Source organism: Bradyrhizobium sp. (assembly GCF_035935975.1).
Classification (GTDB): Bacteria; Pseudomonadota; Alphaproteobacteria; order Rhizobiales; family Xanthobacteraceae; genus Bradyrhizobium.
The window spans coordinates 86,719-103,366 of sequence record NZ_DASYWN010000046.1 but is presented as its reverse complement, the minus strand read 5'-3'; the positions used below and the strand labels follow the sequence as shown (position 1 = coordinate 103,366).

Sequence of the window (16,648 nt, the reverse complement as noted above, 5' to 3'; positions counted from 1 at the left end):
TCAACCGTGCGTGAAAAGCCGTGCCGGGCGGCGGCCCGGCGCCCTCCCCGCAGCCGTTCGCCTTTTACGGTCAAATGACGCTGCAATGACGCTGGCCTCCTAGGGTGCCTGCATCCGACGCGAACGACTGTCGCAAACATTCGTCGAGGAGGCACACTATGTGGTTGAGAACATCAGCAAACTCACGTGCCGTGATACTCGATGCGCCGATAGGCTGCGGCCGATCGGACCTGCCGACCCTCGAGCGTAGATGGGGCGCAGTCCTCACGGTCGATGTCGTCGAATATTCGCGGCTCACATTCCTGGACCCAGAGTTCGCCTATTATCTCTACAAGTCCCATCGCAATGAGCTGGTCGATCCCAAGCTCAGGGAATACCGCGTGCGGTTCTTCAAATCGACAGGCGACGGCATCCTGGCCGAATTTGAGACAGCGATTGACGCCGCCCGTTGTGCGATCGACGTCCAGAAGGGAATGATCGAGCGCGGCCGAAGGACCGCCAAGGACAGCCGGATCGTGTTCCGGATGGGCCTGAGCTGCGGCCCGATCATGGCCGACGCCGAGGACATCTATGGTCACGACGTCAATGTGGCCGCGCGTCTGCAGGCAATCGCACCCCCAGGCGGAATCGCGATGACGGACGACATCGCAAACCGCGTCGGCAGCGCCCTCGCCCTGCAACTCGAAGACGTCGGAGAACAATATTTTCACAACATGGGCCGCCCGGTGCGCGTCTTTCATTGCAGGTGTGATGCCAGGCGGCGAAAGAGCAGGAAGCAGCCGGAAGAACTCCAGCCGCTTCCTCTCTTGACGCGCGGCCTTGCCGCGCTCGGCGGGCGGCCTGTGGGCCTCGTCACGCCCTGATATTGTTGTCCTTCACCACCTTGCCCCAATAGGCGACCTGCTTGTCGAAGAAGGTCTTGAAGGCGGGACCATCCTCGAGCAGCAGCGTCATCTGCTGCGTCTCCTTGAGCTGGGCCGCGGTCGCGGGCTCGCTCAGGATCTCCTTGGACGCGGCCGCAAGGCCAGCGACGATGTCGGGCGGCGTGCCGGTGGGCGCGAAGATTCCCCACCAGGCCAGCGTCTCGAAATCCGGGAAGCCTGCCTCGATCGCGGTCGGCGTATCCGGCAAGCCCGGCAGCCGCTCGCGGCCGAGCTGCAGGATCGGACGCAGCATGTTGGTGCCGAGCTGTGCCGCGACCAGCGCCGCCGATCCCGCAATGAGATCGACATGGCCGCCGAGCACGTCGTTCATGGCCGGGCCGCCGCCGCGATAGGGCACGTGCATGATCTCGACGCCGGCCTTGTTGCCGAGCACGGTCATGGCGAGATGGCCGAGCGTGCCGATGCCGACGGAGGCGTATTTCACCGCACCCGGCGTCGCCTTGCAGGCCGCCACCACGTCCGCAAAGCTCTTGTAGGGGCGGCCGGCGCCGGCCGCGATCACGTAAGGCGCAGTGCCGACCAGCAGCACCGGCATCAATTCGCGCTCGACATCGACCGGTGGCTTGTCGAGGATCGACGGGATCACCGCGTGGGAATCGAAGGTGACCAGGAACGACGAGCCGTCCGGCGGGCTCTTGGCGACCTGCGCCGCACCGAGGGCGCCGGCGGCACCCGACTTGTTCTCGACCACGACGATGCGGTTGAGCTTGGTTTGCAGATTGGCCTGCAGCAAGCGCGCCATCGCGTCGGTGGAGCCGCCCGGCGGGAACGGCACCACCAGCGTGATCTTCGAGGCCTGCGCGCGTACCGGTGCCATCGCGAGGATGGCGGGCGCGGCCAGCAGCGCCCGTCGTGTGATCGTCATGGTCCCCTCCCTTTTATTTTTGCGCCTGGCTTGTTGCTCTCTAGCGCTTAGGTCGTCCCGAAACCCGACCCCGGTTTTCTGTATTCTGGCCGCGGTGGACTGAAAATGTCCAGCACGCGGGCGCCATCGGGGCCGGCGCGCATGGTGTGCGGCACGTTGCCGGGCGTGCGCCAGAAATCGCCCTTTTTCACCGGGATCTCTTCATCGCCCTGGACGCGGATGGCGGAACCGTCGAGCAGCACGCCCCATTGCTCTTCGGGATGATGATGCAGCGAACCTTGCGCATGCGGCGCCAGCGTCACGACCGACAGCATCGCCTGCTCGCCGGAGAAGATGCGCGTGGTCACCCCCGCCGCGAGTTCGCGGAAGAGACCGTCGTCGGGATTGTCGATATTGTGGAATTCTTCCTTCTGGCTCACGCCACTCTCCCCCTCGTCATTGTCTGATCAGGATTTGCCGTACGAGCCCTGATAGCGGCCCTCGCGGATCGCCTTCATGGTTTCCTCCTCGCGCGCGACCTGGGCACGGACTGCTTCCAGCAGCGCCGCGGCACCTGCGGCGGGAAACGACACCACGCCGTCCTCGTCGCCAACCACGATGTCGCCAGGCGAGATCACGCTGCCGCCGACCGAGACGGGCACGTTGATCTCGCCGGGACCGTTCTTGTAGGGGCCGCGATGGATCACAGCACGGGCGTAGCAGGGGAAGTCGTCGGCTGCGAACGCCGCGACATCGCGGATCGCGCCGTCGATGACGTAGCCTTCGGCTTTGCGCCACTGCGCGATGTTCTTCATGATCTCGCCGACCAGCGCGCGCGTCTCGTCGCCGCCGCCGTCGACCACGATGACATCGCCCGGGCCGACCAGCTCGAGCGCGCGGTGAATGGCGAGATTGTCACCGGGACGGGTGCGCACGGTGAAGGCCGTTCCGACCAGCTTGCCGCCGCGATGATAAGGCTTCAGCCCGACCGCGCCCGGCAGCCGGGCGAGATTGTCCGAGATGACCGAGGTCGGCGCGCCGCGAAAGCCCTCGATGATCCCGGCCGGCGGCTTCGGCACGCTGTTCGCTGCGATGGTGATGGTCATATTCTGAAATCCTCTCTTCTTATTCGGCGTGCGCCCGCGCCTTCGCCGGCATGATCCGGAAGGCACGCCCTTCCTTCATCCACGCCGCGCGCTCGTCGCGCAACATCGTTCTGCGAACCTTGCCTGAATCGTCGCGCGGCGGCGCGCTGACGATCTCGAAACTCTCGGGATGCTTGTAGCGGCTGAGGCGGTCCTTCAGAAAGTCCGCCATGCCGTCGGCGATGGCCTGGCCATCCGCATCGCCCTCCGGCTCGATGATGGCATGCACCCGCTGTCCCAACTCCGGATCGGGCAATCCCACCACGACGCAGGACCGCACGCCGGGGGCCTCGGAGACCGCGGCCTCGACTTCCGCCGGATAGATGTTGGCGCCGCCGCGCAGCACCATGTCGGCGAGGCGATCACCGAGATAGAGGTAGCCTTCGGCATCCAGCCGGCCGATATCGCCGAGCGATTCCCAGTCGTCGGCGCGGCGCTTCGGCTCGGCGCCGAGATAGTGATAGGTGGCGTCCTTGCCGTCATTGTTGAGGAAATAGATCTCGCCGGTCTCGCCGGGCGCGACGTCGTTGCCGTCTTCGCCGACGATGCGCAAGCGCGCCATCTCGCCGATCTTGCCGACCGAGCCCTTGTGGGTCAGCCATTCCGTGCCGGAGATGATGCAGGAGCCCTGGCGCTCGGTGCCGCCATAGAGCTCCCAGACCCGCTCGGGTCCGAGCCAGGCGATCCAGTTCTCCTTCAGCCAGGGCGGCATCGGAGCTGCCATGTGAAACACGGTCTGCAGGCTCGACACGTCGTAAGCGTTACGCACCTGCTCCGGCAGCGCCCAGATCCGGTGCATCATGGTCGGCACGAAATTGACCCATTGCACGCGCTCACGCGCGATCTGGCGCAGCGTCTCCTCGGCGTCGAACTTGGTCAGGCCGGTGAGCTTGCCGCCGGTGAACAGCGCGTAGTGCGACACGATGAACGGCGCATTGTGGTAGAGCGGACCGGGATTGAGCAGCGAGACGCCGAAGGGAATGTTGAGCGGCGGCGCGGCCACCGTGTCGGTCACCGCCGGCTGGTGGTCGAGGATCACCTTCGGACGGCCGGTCGAGCCGCCTGAGGTCATGGCCTTCCAGTAGCGGGCCACCGGCGGATTGAGCGGCTCATCCGAAAAACCTTCCGGCACGAAGCCCGCGGGCAACCGGTTCGGCGCGTTCCAGTCGGCCTCGCCGCCGACCACGAGCGCCGGCTTGAGGATGTCGAGCACCGCGGCAGCCTCGCCACGCGGCAATCGCCATGACAGCGAGGTCGGCGTCGCCCCGCACTTCCATACCGCGAAGGATGTCTCGAAGAACGCGTTGCCGTTGGGCAAGCCGATCGCGACGAAGTCGCCGGGCTTGACGCCCTTCGCGGCGAATGCCCGCGCACGGCGATTGGCGCCGCGCTCCAGCTCGTCCCAGGTCAGCCTGTCCTGCCCATGCTGGACGGCGATCGTGCCTTGCGGTTTGCGTTGAGCGTACCAGCGCGGCACGTCGGACAGGGGCAGCAGCATCAGGCGTTTCCACTTCGTGTTCTTGGCAGCTTCTTGGCGGCGCCGCGGCGTGCGGCGCTCGCGCTGCGAAGTGTAACAGCCGGGGCGATGCCTACAAGACATTGCCGGCAAGGCAGACCTGCGTCAGCGCTCCGCGCCGCAGCCCGGAATATCGAACAGCGCCGTGAGACCGCATTTCGAGGTCAGCATCTTGTCGCCGTCATGGCCGACGCCGGCGACGTCCCACACACGGTGATTGGGCGTGCCGCGATCGCGCTTGGCCATCGCATCGGCATAAGCGTGCCCGCGGGCGTACCGATACGGCCCCTGCGCTTCCGCCATGCAGCTCTTGTCCAGCGCAGAATGTTTCGGGTTGGTGTCGAGCGTGCCGAGCAAATAGATCACCTCGCGCTCGACATAGCGCTGCTCGAGCGCGGCTGGCGTCGCGTCCGCGAGATAGGGCGGCCGGTCGCCCATGCCGTATTTCCAGTTGTCGTAGCCAGGGCAGGATGCGGCAATCTTCGGCAGTGGCCGCTCGGCGCTGAAATAGGCATAGGACGAGGGGTTGGCGACGACATAACGGATCTCGATATGCTGGCGCGACAGGGCCGCTTCGCCCTTGCCGGCGATGGCGTAGCGCTGCACGACCTGGCCGCCGCCGGAATGACCGGCAACCACGACCTGCTTCAGGTTCGGGAAGATGCGCCGGTCGGAGAGTTTTGCGAGGATCGCATCGAGCGCCTCGAACGAGGAGACCGGATTGGGTGCAAGCGCGGCATCGCCGCCCTCCCATCCCTCCAGTGACCAGCGCAGCATGTCCTGCGGCAATTTGTACGCATCGATATCGATCTCGGCCAGGAACTGCGGCACGATCATCAGCGACGCCTTGCCATCGTCGCCCGCCGCGGCCTGCGCGTTGTTGGCCGAGATGTAATATTCGTCGGCATTGCGCAGCCGTCCATGCAGCACGATGATCGCGCGCGAGATCGCGGGCTGTGGCAGCGACCAGTCCCGGGAGAGGTAGAGCGGCAGCATTCCCCGGCCGCCGACCGAGAGCCGCGCATCGCCGATGGCCTTCACCGGCTTGCGGTTGGGCGCATCTTCGTCCGCCGCGAAGGCGCGGCCGCAAATCAGCACCAGGGCGAGTGTGGCAAGACAGACCAGCGCTCTCATGACGAACATTCCCCCTCGCATTCGGATGGATAAAAACTTTAAGCGCATCAGGTGCTGCGCGGCTGTGACTCCCGGGCAACGTCAAGCAAAAAATGTCAGCATTACAGCCATGAAATTCCCGAGTTCCATGGGTGACAAGCCGGCGATAAAGGGGCAAAAATCCGGCTCGACTCAGTTCGAGTTGAGTTTGGCAAGGATTGCTCTCGTAGAATGTCGGTCGTGGTTGCATCGCGTCGTGCGGCGCTTCTCTTTGCCGCAGCAGGATTTTTTCTGCTGACGCATTCGCATGCCCAGGCGCAATGGTGGAAGCGCGCGCCGGTTGATTTCGAGGAATGCGCCGACGCCGCCGAGAAGGCCGCGACCAAGACCGAGAAAACTGCCGCGCTTGCCGACTGCAACGCCAAATTCGCCGGCCGCCGCAAGGCCGGCGGCGGCTATTCTTATTACGATTTTCTCCAGGACCGCACCTTCGACATCGCCGGGCCGAACCCGACGCCGGAGGAGCAGAAGAAGATCGACGAATCCTACACCGCCTATCTCGCCAACCAGCGCCGCAGCCATGAAGCGGCCCAGGCCACCGCCCAAGCCACCGCCCTGGCCATGGCGCGCCAGCAGCACGAGCAGCAGGAACAACAGACGCAGCAAGTCCAACGGGTCGCGCTGCGAACCGAAGCCCCGCGCGTACCCGTCCCGGTCGAGCGGCCGAAGGCGGCAGGCCAGCGGTCGAAGGGCGCGCCCTGCGCCAAGGGCTCGTTCTCCTGCGAGTGGCCGCTGCTGTCGGAAAGCTTGAACGACCTGAAGAGGCTGTTCAACCCGGCGCCGAGCAAGCCGGCGAAAAAGGGGTGAGCTCAGGCCACCGCCGACGTTCGCAATGACGATCGGATGGAGAGCCGCACTTCATCTTCAGTTCGACTGCTTCTTCTTGCTATGCTTCGGCTTGGCCACCGCCGCATTCGCCGGCGTTGTCGTCTGTGACTCGCCCAGCGCCTTGCGGCTCTCCTGCAATCGCCGGTCGTAGCCGGGCGAGTTCATGACGGTCGGCGGCCTTGCGTAGGCAAGCGCGGTTGCGGCGCAGAGCGCGGTCAGCGCGAGCCCGATCGTCAGACAACGCTTCATCGCGCTTCTCCCTCGCCTCAGGCCGTTCCGCGAATCTGCTGCGGCTTCAGCCCGGGCGGACCGTTGCCGGCAATTTCCGCGTCCTTGATCAGCGCAACAATGCGGCGCATCAGCGGCACGGCGACATTGTTCCGCTCGGCCAGCGCGATGACTGCGCCCTGGAGATAATCGATCTCGGTCTTGCGGCCCTGCTTCAGATCCTGCCACATCGAGGAACGCGCCTCGGGATCGATCTTCATGGTCCGTCCCAGGATCGCGTTGAAGACCATGTCGGGCAGCCGCAGCAAGGTCGGAGACCAGTTCATCGGGATCGGAGTTGCCGACACCGGCGCAATGCCGGCGGCCTTCAGCGCGGCCAGACCTTCCGCCATCTGGTCGGCAAACAGCCTTCGCCAGTCGCGGTTCGCCAGTTGTGCGGCGAGCGGCATATCGGACAATGCGCTGAGCGCATTGTTCAGATTGATGATCAGCTTGCCCCATTGCACGCCGGTAATGTCAGCGCTTGCGCGGACGTTAAGGCCCGGCACCGAGAGTGCCCCGGCCGTGTTTTCTGCATCCGCGCCGACATGGATGTCGCCGGAGCTCGAACGGTGGAAGCGCCCTTCACCCATGGCGACCACATTGAACGGCACCATGCCGGCGAGCACGCGCCGGCCGCCGAGGCGCTCGCGCAATACGGCGACATTGCCGACGCCGTTCTGCAGGGAGACGATGACCGCATCCTGCGGTGCATGCCGCGCGATCTGGTCGGCGACTTCGGCGGTGTCGGCGCTCTTCACCGTGACCAGCACGATGCCGGCGCTGTGGAAGATCGCGGGATCCTCCGACAGCGCGAGCTGGCCCGGGCCGAGCTTCTGCTCGGAGCCGTCGAAATCAGTCAGCCGCAGGCCGAACCGCTCGATCTCGGTCTTCACCCGCGGCCGCACCAGCAGCGCGACGCGGCGGCGGGATGCCGCCAGCATGCCGCCGACGAAACAGCCGATGGCGCCCGCGCCGGCCACCACGATGGGTCGATCCGTAACCACCTCGTTCTCCCTAACGTCCCGCCCTCGATAGCAGAGGCAGCACCGCCTGCCCATTGGTTGCAGCGCATCCGCCTTGTAACCGTCATGAGAGCCTCATATGTTTTCGCCCCGGGGGCTTGTCACCGGCGAGCAATCGCCAAAGGAGAACGCCATGGGTTTACTCGACGTCCTCAATGGCATGCAGAACGGCCCGCGTGGCCCGAGCACGCCTAGCTCTGAGCAATCCTCCGGCGGCATGTCGCCAATGACCATGGCGCTGCTCGGCCTGATCGCCTGGAAGGCCTTCAAGCACCTGACCGCAGGCCAGCCCGACGCGGCACCTGCCCCGCAGCAGCGCTCACCGCTGCCGCCGCCGACGCCTGTCAATACGGGCAGCAGCGCTCTTCCCGGTGGACCCGGGAACGGCGGCGGCCTCAGCGATCTGCTCAAAGGCGGCCTCGGCGGCCTGCTCGCGGGCGGCGCGGCCGGCACCGTGCTCAGCGGCGGGCTCGGCGATCTCCTCAACCAGCTTCAGCAGGGCGGCCACGGCGAGGCCGCGAATTCCTGGGTCGGCAAGGGTGAGAACAAGGCGATCTCGCCGGGCGATCTCGCCAACGCGCTCGGTGCCGACCAGATCGAGAGCCTGTCCGCCCAGAGCGGCCTGTCACGCCAGGATCTGCTCTCCGGCCTCAGCCAGTATCTGCCGCAGGTGGTCGACCATCTGACGCCTGACGGGCGGCTGCCGACCGAGGACGAGCTATCGGGCAGAATTTAGTCGAAGTTCGATCTGCGCATTCTAGGCAAGGGGAGCACTGTCATGAGTTTCGGCGGCCTGCTGTGGATCATCGTCGTCGGCTTCATTGCCGGCCTCATCGCGCGCTGGCTCGCGCCGGGGCCGAACAACCCGAGCGGCTTCATCCTCACCACCATCCTCGGCATCGCGGGCGCGTTCCTGGCGACCTTCATCGGCCAGGCGATCGGGCACTACAGCCCCGATCAGGGCGCCGGCTTCATCATGGCCACGATCGGCGCGGTGGTGGTGCTGTTCATCTGGCACCGCCTGGTCGCGAGCGGCGTGATCAAGGGGTAGCGGCACAGGCCGATAGACGCACGCTGTCGCCTCACACTCCGTCATTGCGAGGAGTGAAGCGACGAAGCAATCCAGAGCCTTTCCGCAGAGGCAGTCTGGATTGCTTCGCTTCCGCCGTCGCTCTTCGAGCTATGGCGGACAAGTCGCTCGCAATGACGAGTTCACGTAATCAAATGCATCCCCGCATCCATGCGCACGACCTCGCCGGTCATGTTGCTGGACGCCGGCATCGCCAGGAAGCAGACGAGCTGGGCGATATCCTCCGCGGATGAGGCGACCTTCAGCGGCACCTTCGCCACAACGCTGTCGCGCACCTGCTTGGCGCCGGCCTCGCCGCGGCCCTTGGTGAACCAGGGCGTGTCGATATAGCCGGGGCACACCGTGTTGACGCGGATCAGCGGCGCGAGCGCACGCGACAGCGACAGTGTCATGGTGTTGAGCGCGCCCTTGCTTGCGGCGTACGCGATCGACGAGCCGACGCCGCTGATGCCGGCCACTGAAGACACGTTCACCACGGCCGACGGACGCCCCGACGCCTTCGATCCGGCTTCGAGCAGGCTGCGCGCCGCGCGCACCATCTGGAACGGGCCGATGGTGTTGACGCCGTAGAGGCGCTGGAAATCCTCCGCCGACAATCCGTCGAGATCGGCATGGGCGACATGCTTGGTGGTGCCGGCATTGTTGACGAGGATGTCGAGCCGGCCCCAGCCGCTGGCGGCGGCAACGATCTTGCGGCAATCCTCATCCTTCGAGACGTCGCCCTGCGCGACCAGCACCTCCGCAGCGCCGGCCTTGCGGCAGAGCTCCGCCGTGGCCTCGGCTTCCTTCTGGCTCGACGAGTAGTTGATGACGAGCCGCGCCCCGCTTCGTGCGAGAATTTCCGCGGTCGCGGCACCAAGTCCGGATGCGGACCCCGTCACGATTGCGCACAGATTGTCTTTTGCCATCCGGATTTCCTTCCCCTGTATCTGATGCAAGCCTTGAGAGCAGTTGGCCCTGTTTAGCGAGTTTGCCGCGCCCTGCAAATCGAGCAAACTCCGCTAAGCGGAATTAGCATTTTTTGATGCCCTGCCCCCATGCCGCCGCCGCAGATGGGCCTGCGATCAACGCTTGTCAGGGCCATGGCTTTTTCAGATCATCGGGCGCAAGAAGAGACCGCGCGCCGGCCCGTCGGGCGAGACGCGCCAATGGTAAAACACGGGGAGCGCTGTGGCGGAGAGTGACAATATCGTCGTCGAGACCGCGGAAAAAATCTTCGCCGATCTCGCCGATCCGCAGACCATCAACAACGACAAGAAGGATTCCTGGCAGGCGCCGCTCTGGCAAGCGCTGAGCGAGGCCGGCCTGCCGCTGTCGTGGGTGCCCGACGATCTCGGCGGCTCCGGCGCGAGCCTTGCCGACGGTTTTGCCTTGCTGAACGCCGCCGGCCGCTTCGCGGTCGCGGTTCCCCTGGCCGAAACCATGCTTGCCGGCTGGCTGCTGGCGCAGGCGAAGATTTCCTCACCTGAAGGCGAGATGACGGTTCTGCCGGCATCCCCAAAGGATCGCATCACGCTCGATGCCGACGGCGCGCTGTCCGGCCGCGCCCGCGGCGTACCCTTTGCCAAAGCAGCAAAGCACTTCGCGGTGCTGGCGCATGGCAAGGACGGCGTCTCCATCGCGCTGGTCGACGCCGGCAAGGGCCGGATCGAAGCCGGGCTCAATGTCGGCTACGACCACAGCGATACCGTGACGCTCGACAAGGTCCAGCCCGTCACCATCAAGGCTGCGCCGAAGGGCTGTGACCAGACCAATTTGATGCTGATGGGCGGCGTCGCGCGCAGCCTTCAGATCGCGGGCGCGCTGGAATCGATGCTCGACATCTCCGTGCGCTATTCCAACGAGCGCGTTGCCTTCGAGAAGAAGATCTCGAAATTCCAGGCGGTGCAGCACAATCTCGCGCGACTAGCAGGCGAATCCGCCGCAGCGCTTGCGGCGGCAACATCGGCGGCCGACGCCATCGCCAACGCAAAGAGCTTCGGCGACGAGGTCTATCTCGAAGCCGCCTCGGCAAAGATCCGCTGCGCGGAAGCAGCCGAAAAGGGCGGCGGCATCGCGCATCAGGTGCATGGCGCGATCGGCTTCACCATGGAGCACATCCTGCACCGCTATTCGCTGCGCGCGCTGGCCTGGCGCGACGATTTCGGGTCGGAGAGCCACTGGGCCGTCGAACTCGGCAAGCTGGTTGCAAACCGCGGCGCCGATGAATTGTGGCCGCTCGTGGCTTCGCGCTAACAGGGAACGAAACATATGACCGCTGCCCTCCGTTTCGATCCGATCCGCCTGCCCGAGAAGTGCGAGCAATTGCGCAAGGAAGTGCGCGCCTTCCTCGCCGAGGAAATCGCTGCCGGCACCTTCGATCCGCACAAGCCCAACCGCGAAGATACCGACGCGCCGGAATTTTCCCGCCGGGTCGGCGCCAAGGGCTGGCTCGGCATGACCTGGCCGAAGAAATATGGCGGCCAGGAGCGCTCCTTCCTCGAACGCTATGTTGTCACCGAGGAGATGCGCGTCGCCAATGCGCCGACGCGGCGCTTCTTCGTCGCCGACCGCCAAAGCGGCCCGGTGCTGATCAAATACGCGCCGGAGCACATCAAGATGGACATCCTGCCGCGCATCTGCCGCGGCGAGATCTGCTTTGCGATCGGCATGAGCGAGCCGAACTCGGGCTCCGACCTGTTCGCCGCGAAGACGCGCGCGACCAAGACCGACGGCGGCTATCTCATCAACGGCACCAAGATCTGGACCTCGTCGGCGCATATCGCCGACTACATGATCGCGATCTTCCGGACCTCACAGCCGACCAAGGAAAACCGCCGCCACGGCCTGACGCAGTTTCTGGTCAAGATGAAGCAACCGGGCATCCAGGTGAACCCGATCGGCCAGATCACCGGCCAGCACGAGTTCAATGAGGTCGTCTTCACCGACTTCTTCGTGCCCGACGATCACGTGCTCGGCGAAGTCGACGGCGCCTGGAAGCAGGCGACGAGCGAGCTCGCCTATGAGCGCTCCGGACCCGAGCGTTTCCTCGAGACCTATTACGTGCTGACCGAGCTGGTCCGCGCGGTCGGCCCCAATCCGGATACGCGCAGCGCCGAAGGCATCGGCCGTCTGGTCGCGCAGCTCCACACCATGCGTCGCATGTCGGTTTCGGTCGCCGGCATGCTGCAGGCCGGCAAGGAGCCGGTGGTGGAGGCCTCCATCGTCAAGGACATCGGCACGGTCTGGGAGCAGCAGCTTCCGCACCGCGTGCGCGATCTCGCCGCCTTCGTCGAGGAGACTGCGACCAACCGCGAGACACTGGAGCGGCAGCTCGACTTCGCCATCAAGACCGCACCGAAACTCACCATCCAGGGCGGCACCACCGAGGTGCTGCGCGGCATCATCGCGCGCGGACTTGGTCTGCGCTAGCCGCGCGGACTCGGTTTGCGCTAACTCTTCGAGGACATCATGACCACTTTTAAAGATATCGGCGTCGAGAAGGTCGGACACGTCGGCACCATCGAGATCCGTCGCCCGCCGCTGAACTTCTTCGACATCTCGCTGATCAACCAGATCGCGGACGCGCTCGACGAGTTCGACCGCGACATCGAGATCCGCGCCTCGGTTCTCTCGGCGCAGGGCAAGGCGTTCTGCGCCGGCGCCAATTTCGGCGATCCCGCGCGGCAGGCGCAGGAAGCGCGCGAGGCCGAAAAGAAGGGCGATCCCGCCGACAATCTCGGCCCGATCAACCATCTCTACATTCAGGCCGTCCGCATCTTCCGCGCCAAGAAGCCGATCGTTGCGGCCGTGCAGGGTGCCGCCATCGGCGGCGGCCTCGGTCTTGCGGTGTCGGCAGACTTCCGCGTCACCTGCCCCGAAGCGCGCTTCTCCGCCAACTTCACCAAGCTCGGCTTCCATCCCGGCTTCGGTCTGACCGTGACGCTGCCCGAACTGATCGGCAAGAACAACGCCGAGCTGATGTTCTACACCAGCCGCCGCGTCACCGGCGAAGAAGCCGTCAAGTGGGGCCTCGCCAACGAGCTGGTGCCGCAGGAGCAGGTGAAGGCCGGCGCGATGAAGCTCGCCGGCGAGATCGCCGAATGCTCCCCGCTCGGCCTCCTCTCCACCCGCGCCACGATGCGCGCCAACCTCGCCGACCGCGTGATGGCCGCGACCAATCACGAGCTCGCCGAACAGACCCGCCTGCGCGCGACGGAGGATTTCAAGGAAGGCGTGAAGGCCACGGAAGAGCGGCGCGCGGCGAATTTCAAGGGACGGTAACACCGTATCACGCCGGCGCTTCGGCAACCTCTCCTGTCGTCCCTGCGAACGCAGGGACCCATAACCACAAGGAGATCTCGTAGCGCAAGCTGGTAACTCCGAGTCTTCGCCAAACCACTCCCTGTGGTTATGGGTCCCGGGCTCGCTTCGCGCCCCGGGACGACATTGGCGTTTGTGGCTCGCTACTTCTTCCACACCACCAGCGCGTCGACGATCGTCACGCCCTGCCCCTCCGGATGTATCGACGCGCGCGGCATTCAGGCCGCTTCAAAGCTTTCGAATCCGCGCGAGATCGGCCTGCTGCTGGCCCGCGAGAAAGCGAAGGCGGTCTCGATCAATCATCCCGGAAGCTACGTGATCGGTGCCGACCAGACACTGGCGCTCGGGGGCCGCCTCAGAACGTTGGCTCCCATCGCGGTGCGTTCGCATCGCAATGCTCGCACCTCCAGCGACAGCGGCTTCGCCGCTGCGCAGCGATGACGGATTGAGAGCTACGAAGGCAAGAGCTCAGGCAACGAGCCGGAACGTGACCCCGCCCAGCAGGAATTCGTTCCCCGCCACCGCAAGTCCCTTCGCCTTGGCGGCATGCAGCACCTGGGCCGTATCAGCCACTCGAAATTCCAGCGCGCTCATGATCTCGCTGCGGCCCTTCACGAAGCGGAAGGTCGCGTTCGGCAGCTTCAGCTCAGAGCCATCAGCCGCAACGCCGATGATCCTGCCCCAATGCTCCGCCAGCCCCTGCGGATCCGGGCTCTGCATCTCCACCGCTGTCAGCGCCTGTGTCACATCCCTGCGGATGAACTTTTGCCAGTCGGGACCCGCCGGCGGGTACGGACCCAGAATGTCGTCGCTGCCTTCGGTGTGGTTGAACTCGATGAAGGCGGCGCGGCAGTCGCGGGGATGGAGCTGAACGCCGTGATAGGGTGCATGGTCGATCACGTTGGCCGTGCGCACACCCATCGCGTTGGCGTTGCGGCCGCGCTCATCGGGATCGTCGCAGCAGAAGATCGCCATGTAGCCGCCGCGGCCGCCGGTCTTCTCGATGAAGCGGCCGGCCGTGGTGCCGTCCTTGAACGGCGCCACGACCTCCAGCAGGATCGTGTCGACCGGGAGCAGTGCGTTCTCCAGGCCGTATTTGGCGACATTGCCGTCACGGTAGCAGACGGCGAGGCCCATGATCCCGGCGATGTCGGAGATGACAGGCGCGAGCTGCGGCGCGACCAAACAAATCTGCCGCAGCCGCATATAGGGCGCCATCGTCATGCCCCCTTGAAGGCCGGCTTGCGCTTCTCGACGAAGGCTTTTGCGGCCTCCTTGTGATCCTCGGTGTCGCTGCAGCGGGTGTGATGGACCGCTTCGCCGTCGAAGCAGTCCTCCAGCGGCAGATGCTCGGCATTGTTGATGTTCCGCTTGATGTAGCCGAGCGCGATCGACGGGCCCTGCGCCAGCGACAGCGCAACCTCATGCGCGGCAGTCTCGATCTCGGCATCGGGAACGACCTTGGTCACCATGCCGATCGCATGCGCTTCCTTGGCCGTGAGCACCGGCGACATCAGATAGAGCTCGCGCGCCCGGGCGCTGCCGAGCAGCTGGGTGAGGAAATAAGTCCCGCCGTAATCGCCGGAGAAGCCGACCTTTGCGAAGGCGGTGGTGATCTTGCAGGATTCGCTGGCGATGCGGAGGTCGCAGGACAGCGCCATCGACAGGCCGGCGCCGGCCGCCGCGCCATCGAGCTGCGCCACCACGGGCTTCGGCATCTGGTGCAGGATGCGCGAGACCTCCATGCCGCGGCGAAGATTCGCCATCTTCACCTCGAACGGCAGCGGCGCGCGGCCAGCCGCCATCGACTTGACGTCGCCGCCGACACAGAACGAGCCGCCGGCACCCTTGAACAGAACCGCGCGCACCTCGGGATCATCAGCCGCGCGCCGCGCCGCTTCGACGAGGCCTGCGACCATTTCAGGATTGAGCGCGTTCTTCCGCTCGGGGCGGTTCATCGTGATGGTGAGCAGCCCGCCTTCGAGCTTTTGCAGGACCATGTCGTTCATGGGACGTCTCCCTTGTTGTTGTTTGACTCCGTCATTCCGGGGCGCGCGAAGCGCGAGCCCGGAATCCATTTCTCAACCGTCAATGCCGCCAGATGGATCCCGGGCTCGCGCTTACGCGAGCCCCGGGATGACGGCGCGACTTCGTCACGCCGTCACTTCTTCACCAGCGGGCAGCGCGATTGCTCAAGCGACTGGAACGCCTCGCTGCCCGGCACAGTGGCCAGCAGCTTGTAGTCGTCCCAGCGGCCTTTCGACTCCGACGGCTTCTTGACCTCGAACAGGTACATGTCGTGGATCATGCGGCCGTCCTCGCGGATCTTGCCGCCCTTGGCGAAGAAGTCGTTGATCGGCGTCTCCTTCATCACCTTGATGACTGCTGCCGAGTCGGTCGTGCCGGCCGCCTTCACGGCCTTCAGATAGTGCGTGACGGAGGAGTAGACGCCGGCCTGCGCCGAGGTCGGCACGCGCTTGGTGCGTTCCATGAAGCGCTTGGAGAACGCACGCGTGTCGTCGTTGAGATCCCAGTAGAACGCTTCGGCCAGCAGCAGGCCCTGCGCTGTCTCCAGCCCGATCGAGTCGATGTCGGAGACGAAGGCGAGCAGCGGCGAGACCTTCTGGCCGCCTTTGGTGACGCCAAACTCGGCCGCCTGCTTGATGGCGTTGACGGTGTCGCCGCCGGCATTGGCGAGGCCGATCACCTTGGCCTTCGACGCCTGCGCTTGCAGCAGGAACGACGAGAAGTCCGAGGTGTTGAGCGGATGGCGCACGCTGCCGAGCACCTTGCCGCCGGTCTTGGTCACGACGGCGCTGGTGTCCTTCTCCAGATCCTGGCCGAAGGCGTAGTCGGCGGTGAGGAAGAACCAGGTGTCGAGGCCCGACTTCACGGCCGCAAGGCCGGTGACGTTGGCCTGGCCGTAGGTGTCGAACACGTAGTGGATGGTGTAAGGACCGCAGGCTTCGTTGGTGAGACGGATCGAGCCCGGGCCGTTGAACATGATGATCTTGTTGCGCGCCTTCGCGATCTCGCCGGCGGCAAGCGCGGTCGCGGACGCCGCGACGTCGTAGATCATCTCGACGCCCTGGTTGTCGAGCATGTCGCGGGCGATGTTGGCCGAGAGGTCAGCCTTGTTGAGATGGTCGGCCGCCAGCACCTGGATCTTGCGTCCGAGCACTTCGCCGCCAAAGTCTTCGACGGCCATCTTGGCTGCGGTCTCGCTGCCGGGACCGGTGATGTCGGCGTACAGGCTCGACATGTCGAGAATGCCACCGATCTTCAGTGGCGGCTTGTCCTGGGCCTGCGCGGCGGCGCTCGCACTGAGGGCAAACGCAGCGGCAAAAATGCCCGACAAAATATGCTTCATCGAAAAAGACCTCCCTTGATCGCCTGTCTCTGATGGCGGCTTGGTTATTGGTGTTGCCACAATCATGCCGCATGCGCGAGAGCGCAGCAAGCGCAGGTGCGTTGCGCGCGCACATTGCCGCGCATGTTTTCCGCAAAGCGGAAT

Annotated in this window: 18 protein-coding genes and 1 pseudogene; 8 read left to right on the top strand and 11 right to left on the bottom strand. The window is 65.3% G+C overall.

Features of this window, described 5'->3' with window-relative positions; genetic code table 11:
- The first annotated feature begins 158 nt into the window (after window positions 1-158).
- Window positions 159-863, top strand: a complete 705-nt coding sequence (locus VGR99_RS28585) for an adenylate/guanylate cyclase domain-containing protein (protein ID WP_326903298.1) — start codon at window positions 159-161, stop codon at window positions 861-863.
- Here VGR99_RS28585 and VGR99_RS28580 read toward each other — a convergent pair.
- The 5 genes from VGR99_RS28580 to VGR99_RS28560 form a co-directional block, all read right to left on the bottom strand.
- Entirely contained in the window at window positions 853-1,809 is a 957-nt protein-coding gene (locus VGR99_RS28580; RefSeq protein WP_326903297.1) for a tripartite tricarboxylate transporter substrate-binding protein, read from the bottom strand. The two genes, VGR99_RS28585 and VGR99_RS28580, sit on opposite strands and share 11 nt — an antisense overlap.
- Before the next feature lie 47 nt (window positions 1,810-1,856).
- A complete protein-coding gene (locus VGR99_RS28575; RefSeq protein WP_326903296.1) occupies window positions 1,857-2,228 on the bottom strand; it encodes a dimethylsulfonioproprionate lyase family protein in 372 nt (123 codons plus the stop codon).
- Window positions 2,229-2,255: 27 nt separating this feature from the next.
- Window positions 2,256-2,894 carry an RraA family protein gene (locus VGR99_RS28570; RefSeq protein ID WP_326903295.1) on the bottom strand — a complete coding sequence of 213 codons (639 nt, stop codon included), beginning with the start codon at window positions 2,892-2,894 and terminating at the stop codon, window positions 2,256-2,258.
- Window positions 2,895-2,913: 19 nt separating this feature from the next.
- The gene (locus VGR99_RS28565) at window positions 2,914-4,431 is read right to left on the bottom strand and encodes an AMP-binding protein (protein WP_326903294.1); all 1,518 of its coding nucleotides are present in this window, start codon (window positions 4,429-4,431) and stop codon (window positions 2,914-2,916) included.
- 123 nt (window positions 4,432-4,554) lie between these two features.
- Window positions 4,555-5,583 carry an alpha/beta hydrolase gene (locus tag VGR99_RS28560; RefSeq protein ID WP_326903465.1) on the bottom strand — a complete coding sequence of 343 codons (1,029 nt, stop codon included), beginning with the start codon at window positions 5,581-5,583 and terminating at the stop codon, window positions 4,555-4,557.
- A gap of 210 nt (window positions 5,584-5,793) precedes the next feature.
- Between VGR99_RS28560 and VGR99_RS28555 the strand changes: the two genes are divergently transcribed.
- Window positions 5,794-6,429 carry a hypothetical protein gene (locus tag VGR99_RS28555; RefSeq protein ID WP_326903293.1) on the top strand — a complete coding sequence of 212 codons (636 nt, stop codon included), beginning with the start codon at window positions 5,794-5,796 and terminating at the stop codon, window positions 6,427-6,429.
- A gap of 57 nt (window positions 6,430-6,486) precedes the next feature.
- Here VGR99_RS28555 and VGR99_RS28550 read toward each other — a convergent pair whose 3' ends face one another.
- Together VGR99_RS28550 and VGR99_RS28545 are read right to left on the bottom strand one after the other, a co-directional pair.
- On the bottom strand, window positions 6,487-6,699 hold the full coding sequence (locus VGR99_RS28550; protein ID WP_326903292.1) for a hypothetical protein: 213 nt from the start codon (window positions 6,697-6,699) through the stop codon (window positions 6,487-6,489).
- Between the two features lie 17 nt (window positions 6,700-6,716).
- Window positions 6,717-7,724: a 2-dehydropantoate 2-reductase gene (locus VGR99_RS28545; RefSeq protein WP_326903291.1), complete on the bottom strand. Its 1,008-nt coding sequence runs from the start codon at window positions 7,722-7,724 to the stop codon at window positions 6,717-6,719.
- A gap of 151 nt (window positions 7,725-7,875) precedes the next feature.
- Between VGR99_RS28545 and VGR99_RS28540 the strand changes: the two genes are divergently transcribed.
- Together VGR99_RS28540 and VGR99_RS28535 are read left to right on the top strand one after the other, a co-directional pair.
- Window positions 7,876-8,478, top strand: coding sequence for a YidB family protein (locus VGR99_RS28540; RefSeq protein ID WP_326903290.1), 603 nt, complete (start codon window positions 7,876-7,878; stop codon window positions 8,476-8,478).
- Window positions 8,479-8,520: 42 nt separating this feature from the next.
- Window positions 8,521-8,793 carry a GlsB/YeaQ/YmgE family stress response membrane protein gene (locus VGR99_RS28535; protein WP_326903289.1) on the top strand — a complete coding sequence of 91 codons (273 nt, stop codon included), beginning with the start codon at window positions 8,521-8,523 and terminating at the stop codon, window positions 8,791-8,793.
- A gap of 161 nt (window positions 8,794-8,954) precedes the next feature.
- Here VGR99_RS28535 and VGR99_RS28530 read toward each other — a convergent pair whose 3' ends face one another.
- Window positions 8,955-9,740 (bottom strand): SDR family oxidoreductase, encoded by a 786-nt coding sequence (locus tag VGR99_RS28530; protein WP_326903288.1) that lies wholly within the window; start codon window positions 9,738-9,740, stop codon window positions 8,955-8,957.
- Between the two features lie 262 nt (window positions 9,741-10,002).
- On the opposite strand from VGR99_RS28530, the gene VGR99_RS28525 reads away from it, so the two are divergent.
- The 4 genes and pseudogenes from VGR99_RS28525 to VGR99_RS28510 all read left to right on the top strand — a co-directional run.
- Window positions 10,003-11,067, top strand: a complete 1,065-nt coding sequence (locus VGR99_RS28525; RefSeq protein WP_326903287.1) for an acyl-CoA dehydrogenase family protein — start codon at window positions 10,003-10,005, stop codon at window positions 11,065-11,067.
- Window positions 11,068-11,082: 15 nt separating this feature from the next.
- The gene (locus VGR99_RS28520) at window positions 11,083-12,243 is read left to right on the top strand and encodes an acyl-CoA dehydrogenase family protein (protein ID WP_326903286.1); all 1,161 of its coding nucleotides are present in this window, start codon (window positions 11,083-11,085) and stop codon (window positions 12,241-12,243) included.
- Between the two features lie 39 nt (window positions 12,244-12,282).
- A complete protein-coding gene (locus VGR99_RS28515) occupies window positions 12,283-13,095 on the top strand; it encodes an enoyl-CoA hydratase/isomerase family protein (RefSeq protein ID WP_326903285.1) in 813 nt (270 codons plus the stop codon).
- 213 nt (window positions 13,096-13,308) lie between these two features.
- A pseudogene (locus tag VGR99_RS28510) lies at window positions 13,309-13,491 on the top strand (hypothetical protein); the annotation flags it as partial.
- 111 nt (window positions 13,492-13,602) lie between these two features.
- Here VGR99_RS28510 and VGR99_RS28505 read toward each other — a convergent pair.
- The 3 genes from VGR99_RS28505 to VGR99_RS28495 all read right to left on the bottom strand — a co-directional run bounded on the left by VGR99_RS28505 (window position 13,603) and on the right by VGR99_RS28495 (window position 16,504).
- Window positions 13,603-14,352, bottom strand: coding sequence for a hypothetical protein (locus VGR99_RS28505; RefSeq protein WP_326903284.1), 750 nt, complete (start codon window positions 14,350-14,352; stop codon window positions 13,603-13,605).
- A gap of 2 nt (window positions 14,353-14,354) precedes the next feature.
- The gene (locus VGR99_RS28500) at window positions 14,355-15,143 is read right to left on the bottom strand and encodes an enoyl-CoA hydratase (RefSeq protein ID WP_326903283.1); all 789 of its coding nucleotides are present in this window, start codon (window positions 15,141-15,143) and stop codon (window positions 14,355-14,357) included.
- 152 nt (window positions 15,144-15,295) lie between these two features.
- On the bottom strand, window positions 15,296-16,504 hold the full coding sequence (locus VGR99_RS28495; RefSeq protein WP_326903282.1) for an ABC transporter substrate-binding protein: 1,209 nt from the start codon (window positions 16,502-16,504) through the stop codon (window positions 15,296-15,298).
- Window positions 16,505-16,648: the final 144 nt, after the last annotated feature.

Coding starts and splice junctions, on each gene's coding strand:
- VGR99_RS28560 (WP_326903465.1), bottom strand. CDS start 5,583: ATGAGAGCGCTGGTCTGTCTTGCCACACTCGCCCTGGTGCTGATTTGC.
- VGR99_RS28495 (WP_326903282.1), bottom strand. CDS start 16,504: ATGAAGCATATTTTGTCGGGCATTTTTGCCGCTGCGTTTGCCCTCAGT.
- VGR99_RS28555 (WP_326903293.1), top strand. CDS start 5,794: ATGTCGGTCGTGGTTGCATCGCGTCGTGCGGCGCTTCTCTTTGCCGCA.
- VGR99_RS28580 (WP_326903297.1), bottom strand. CDS start 1,809: ATGACGATCACACGACGGGCGCTGCTGGCCGCGCCCGCCATCCTCGCG.
- VGR99_RS28530 (WP_326903288.1), bottom strand. CDS start 9,740: ATGGCAAAAGACAATCTGTGCGCAATCGTGACGGGGTCCGCATCCGGA.
- VGR99_RS28500 (WP_326903283.1), bottom strand. CDS start 15,143: ATGAACGACATGGTCCTGCAAAAGCTCGAAGGCGGGCTGCTCACCATC.
- VGR99_RS28515 (WP_326903285.1), top strand. CDS start 12,283: ATGACCACTTTTAAAGATATCGGCGTCGAGAAGGTCGGACACGTCGGC.
- VGR99_RS28535 (WP_326903289.1), top strand. CDS start 8,521: ATGAGTTTCGGCGGCCTGCTGTGGATCATCGTCGTCGGCTTCATTGCC.
- VGR99_RS28550 (WP_326903292.1), bottom strand. CDS start 6,699: ATGAAGCGTTGTCTGACGATCGGGCTCGCGCTGACCGCGCTCTGCGCC.
- VGR99_RS28505 (WP_326903284.1), bottom strand. CDS start 14,352: ATGGCGCCCTATATGCGGCTGCGGCAGATTTGTTTGGTCGCGCCGCAG.
- VGR99_RS28570 (WP_326903295.1), bottom strand. CDS start 2,894: ATGACCATCACCATCGCAGCGAACAGCGTGCCGAAGCCGCCGGCCGGG.
- VGR99_RS28565 (WP_326903294.1), bottom strand. CDS start 4,431: ATGCTGCTGCCCCTGTCCGACGTGCCGCGCTGGTACGCTCAACGCAAA.
- VGR99_RS28540 (WP_326903290.1), top strand. CDS start 7,876: ATGGGTTTACTCGACGTCCTCAATGGCATGCAGAACGGCCCGCGTGGC.
- VGR99_RS28585 (WP_326903298.1), top strand. CDS start 159: ATGTGGTTGAGAACATCAGCAAACTCACGTGCCGTGATACTCGATGCG.
- VGR99_RS28520 (WP_326903286.1), top strand. CDS start 11,083: ATGACCGCTGCCCTCCGTTTCGATCCGATCCGCCTGCCCGAGAAGTGC.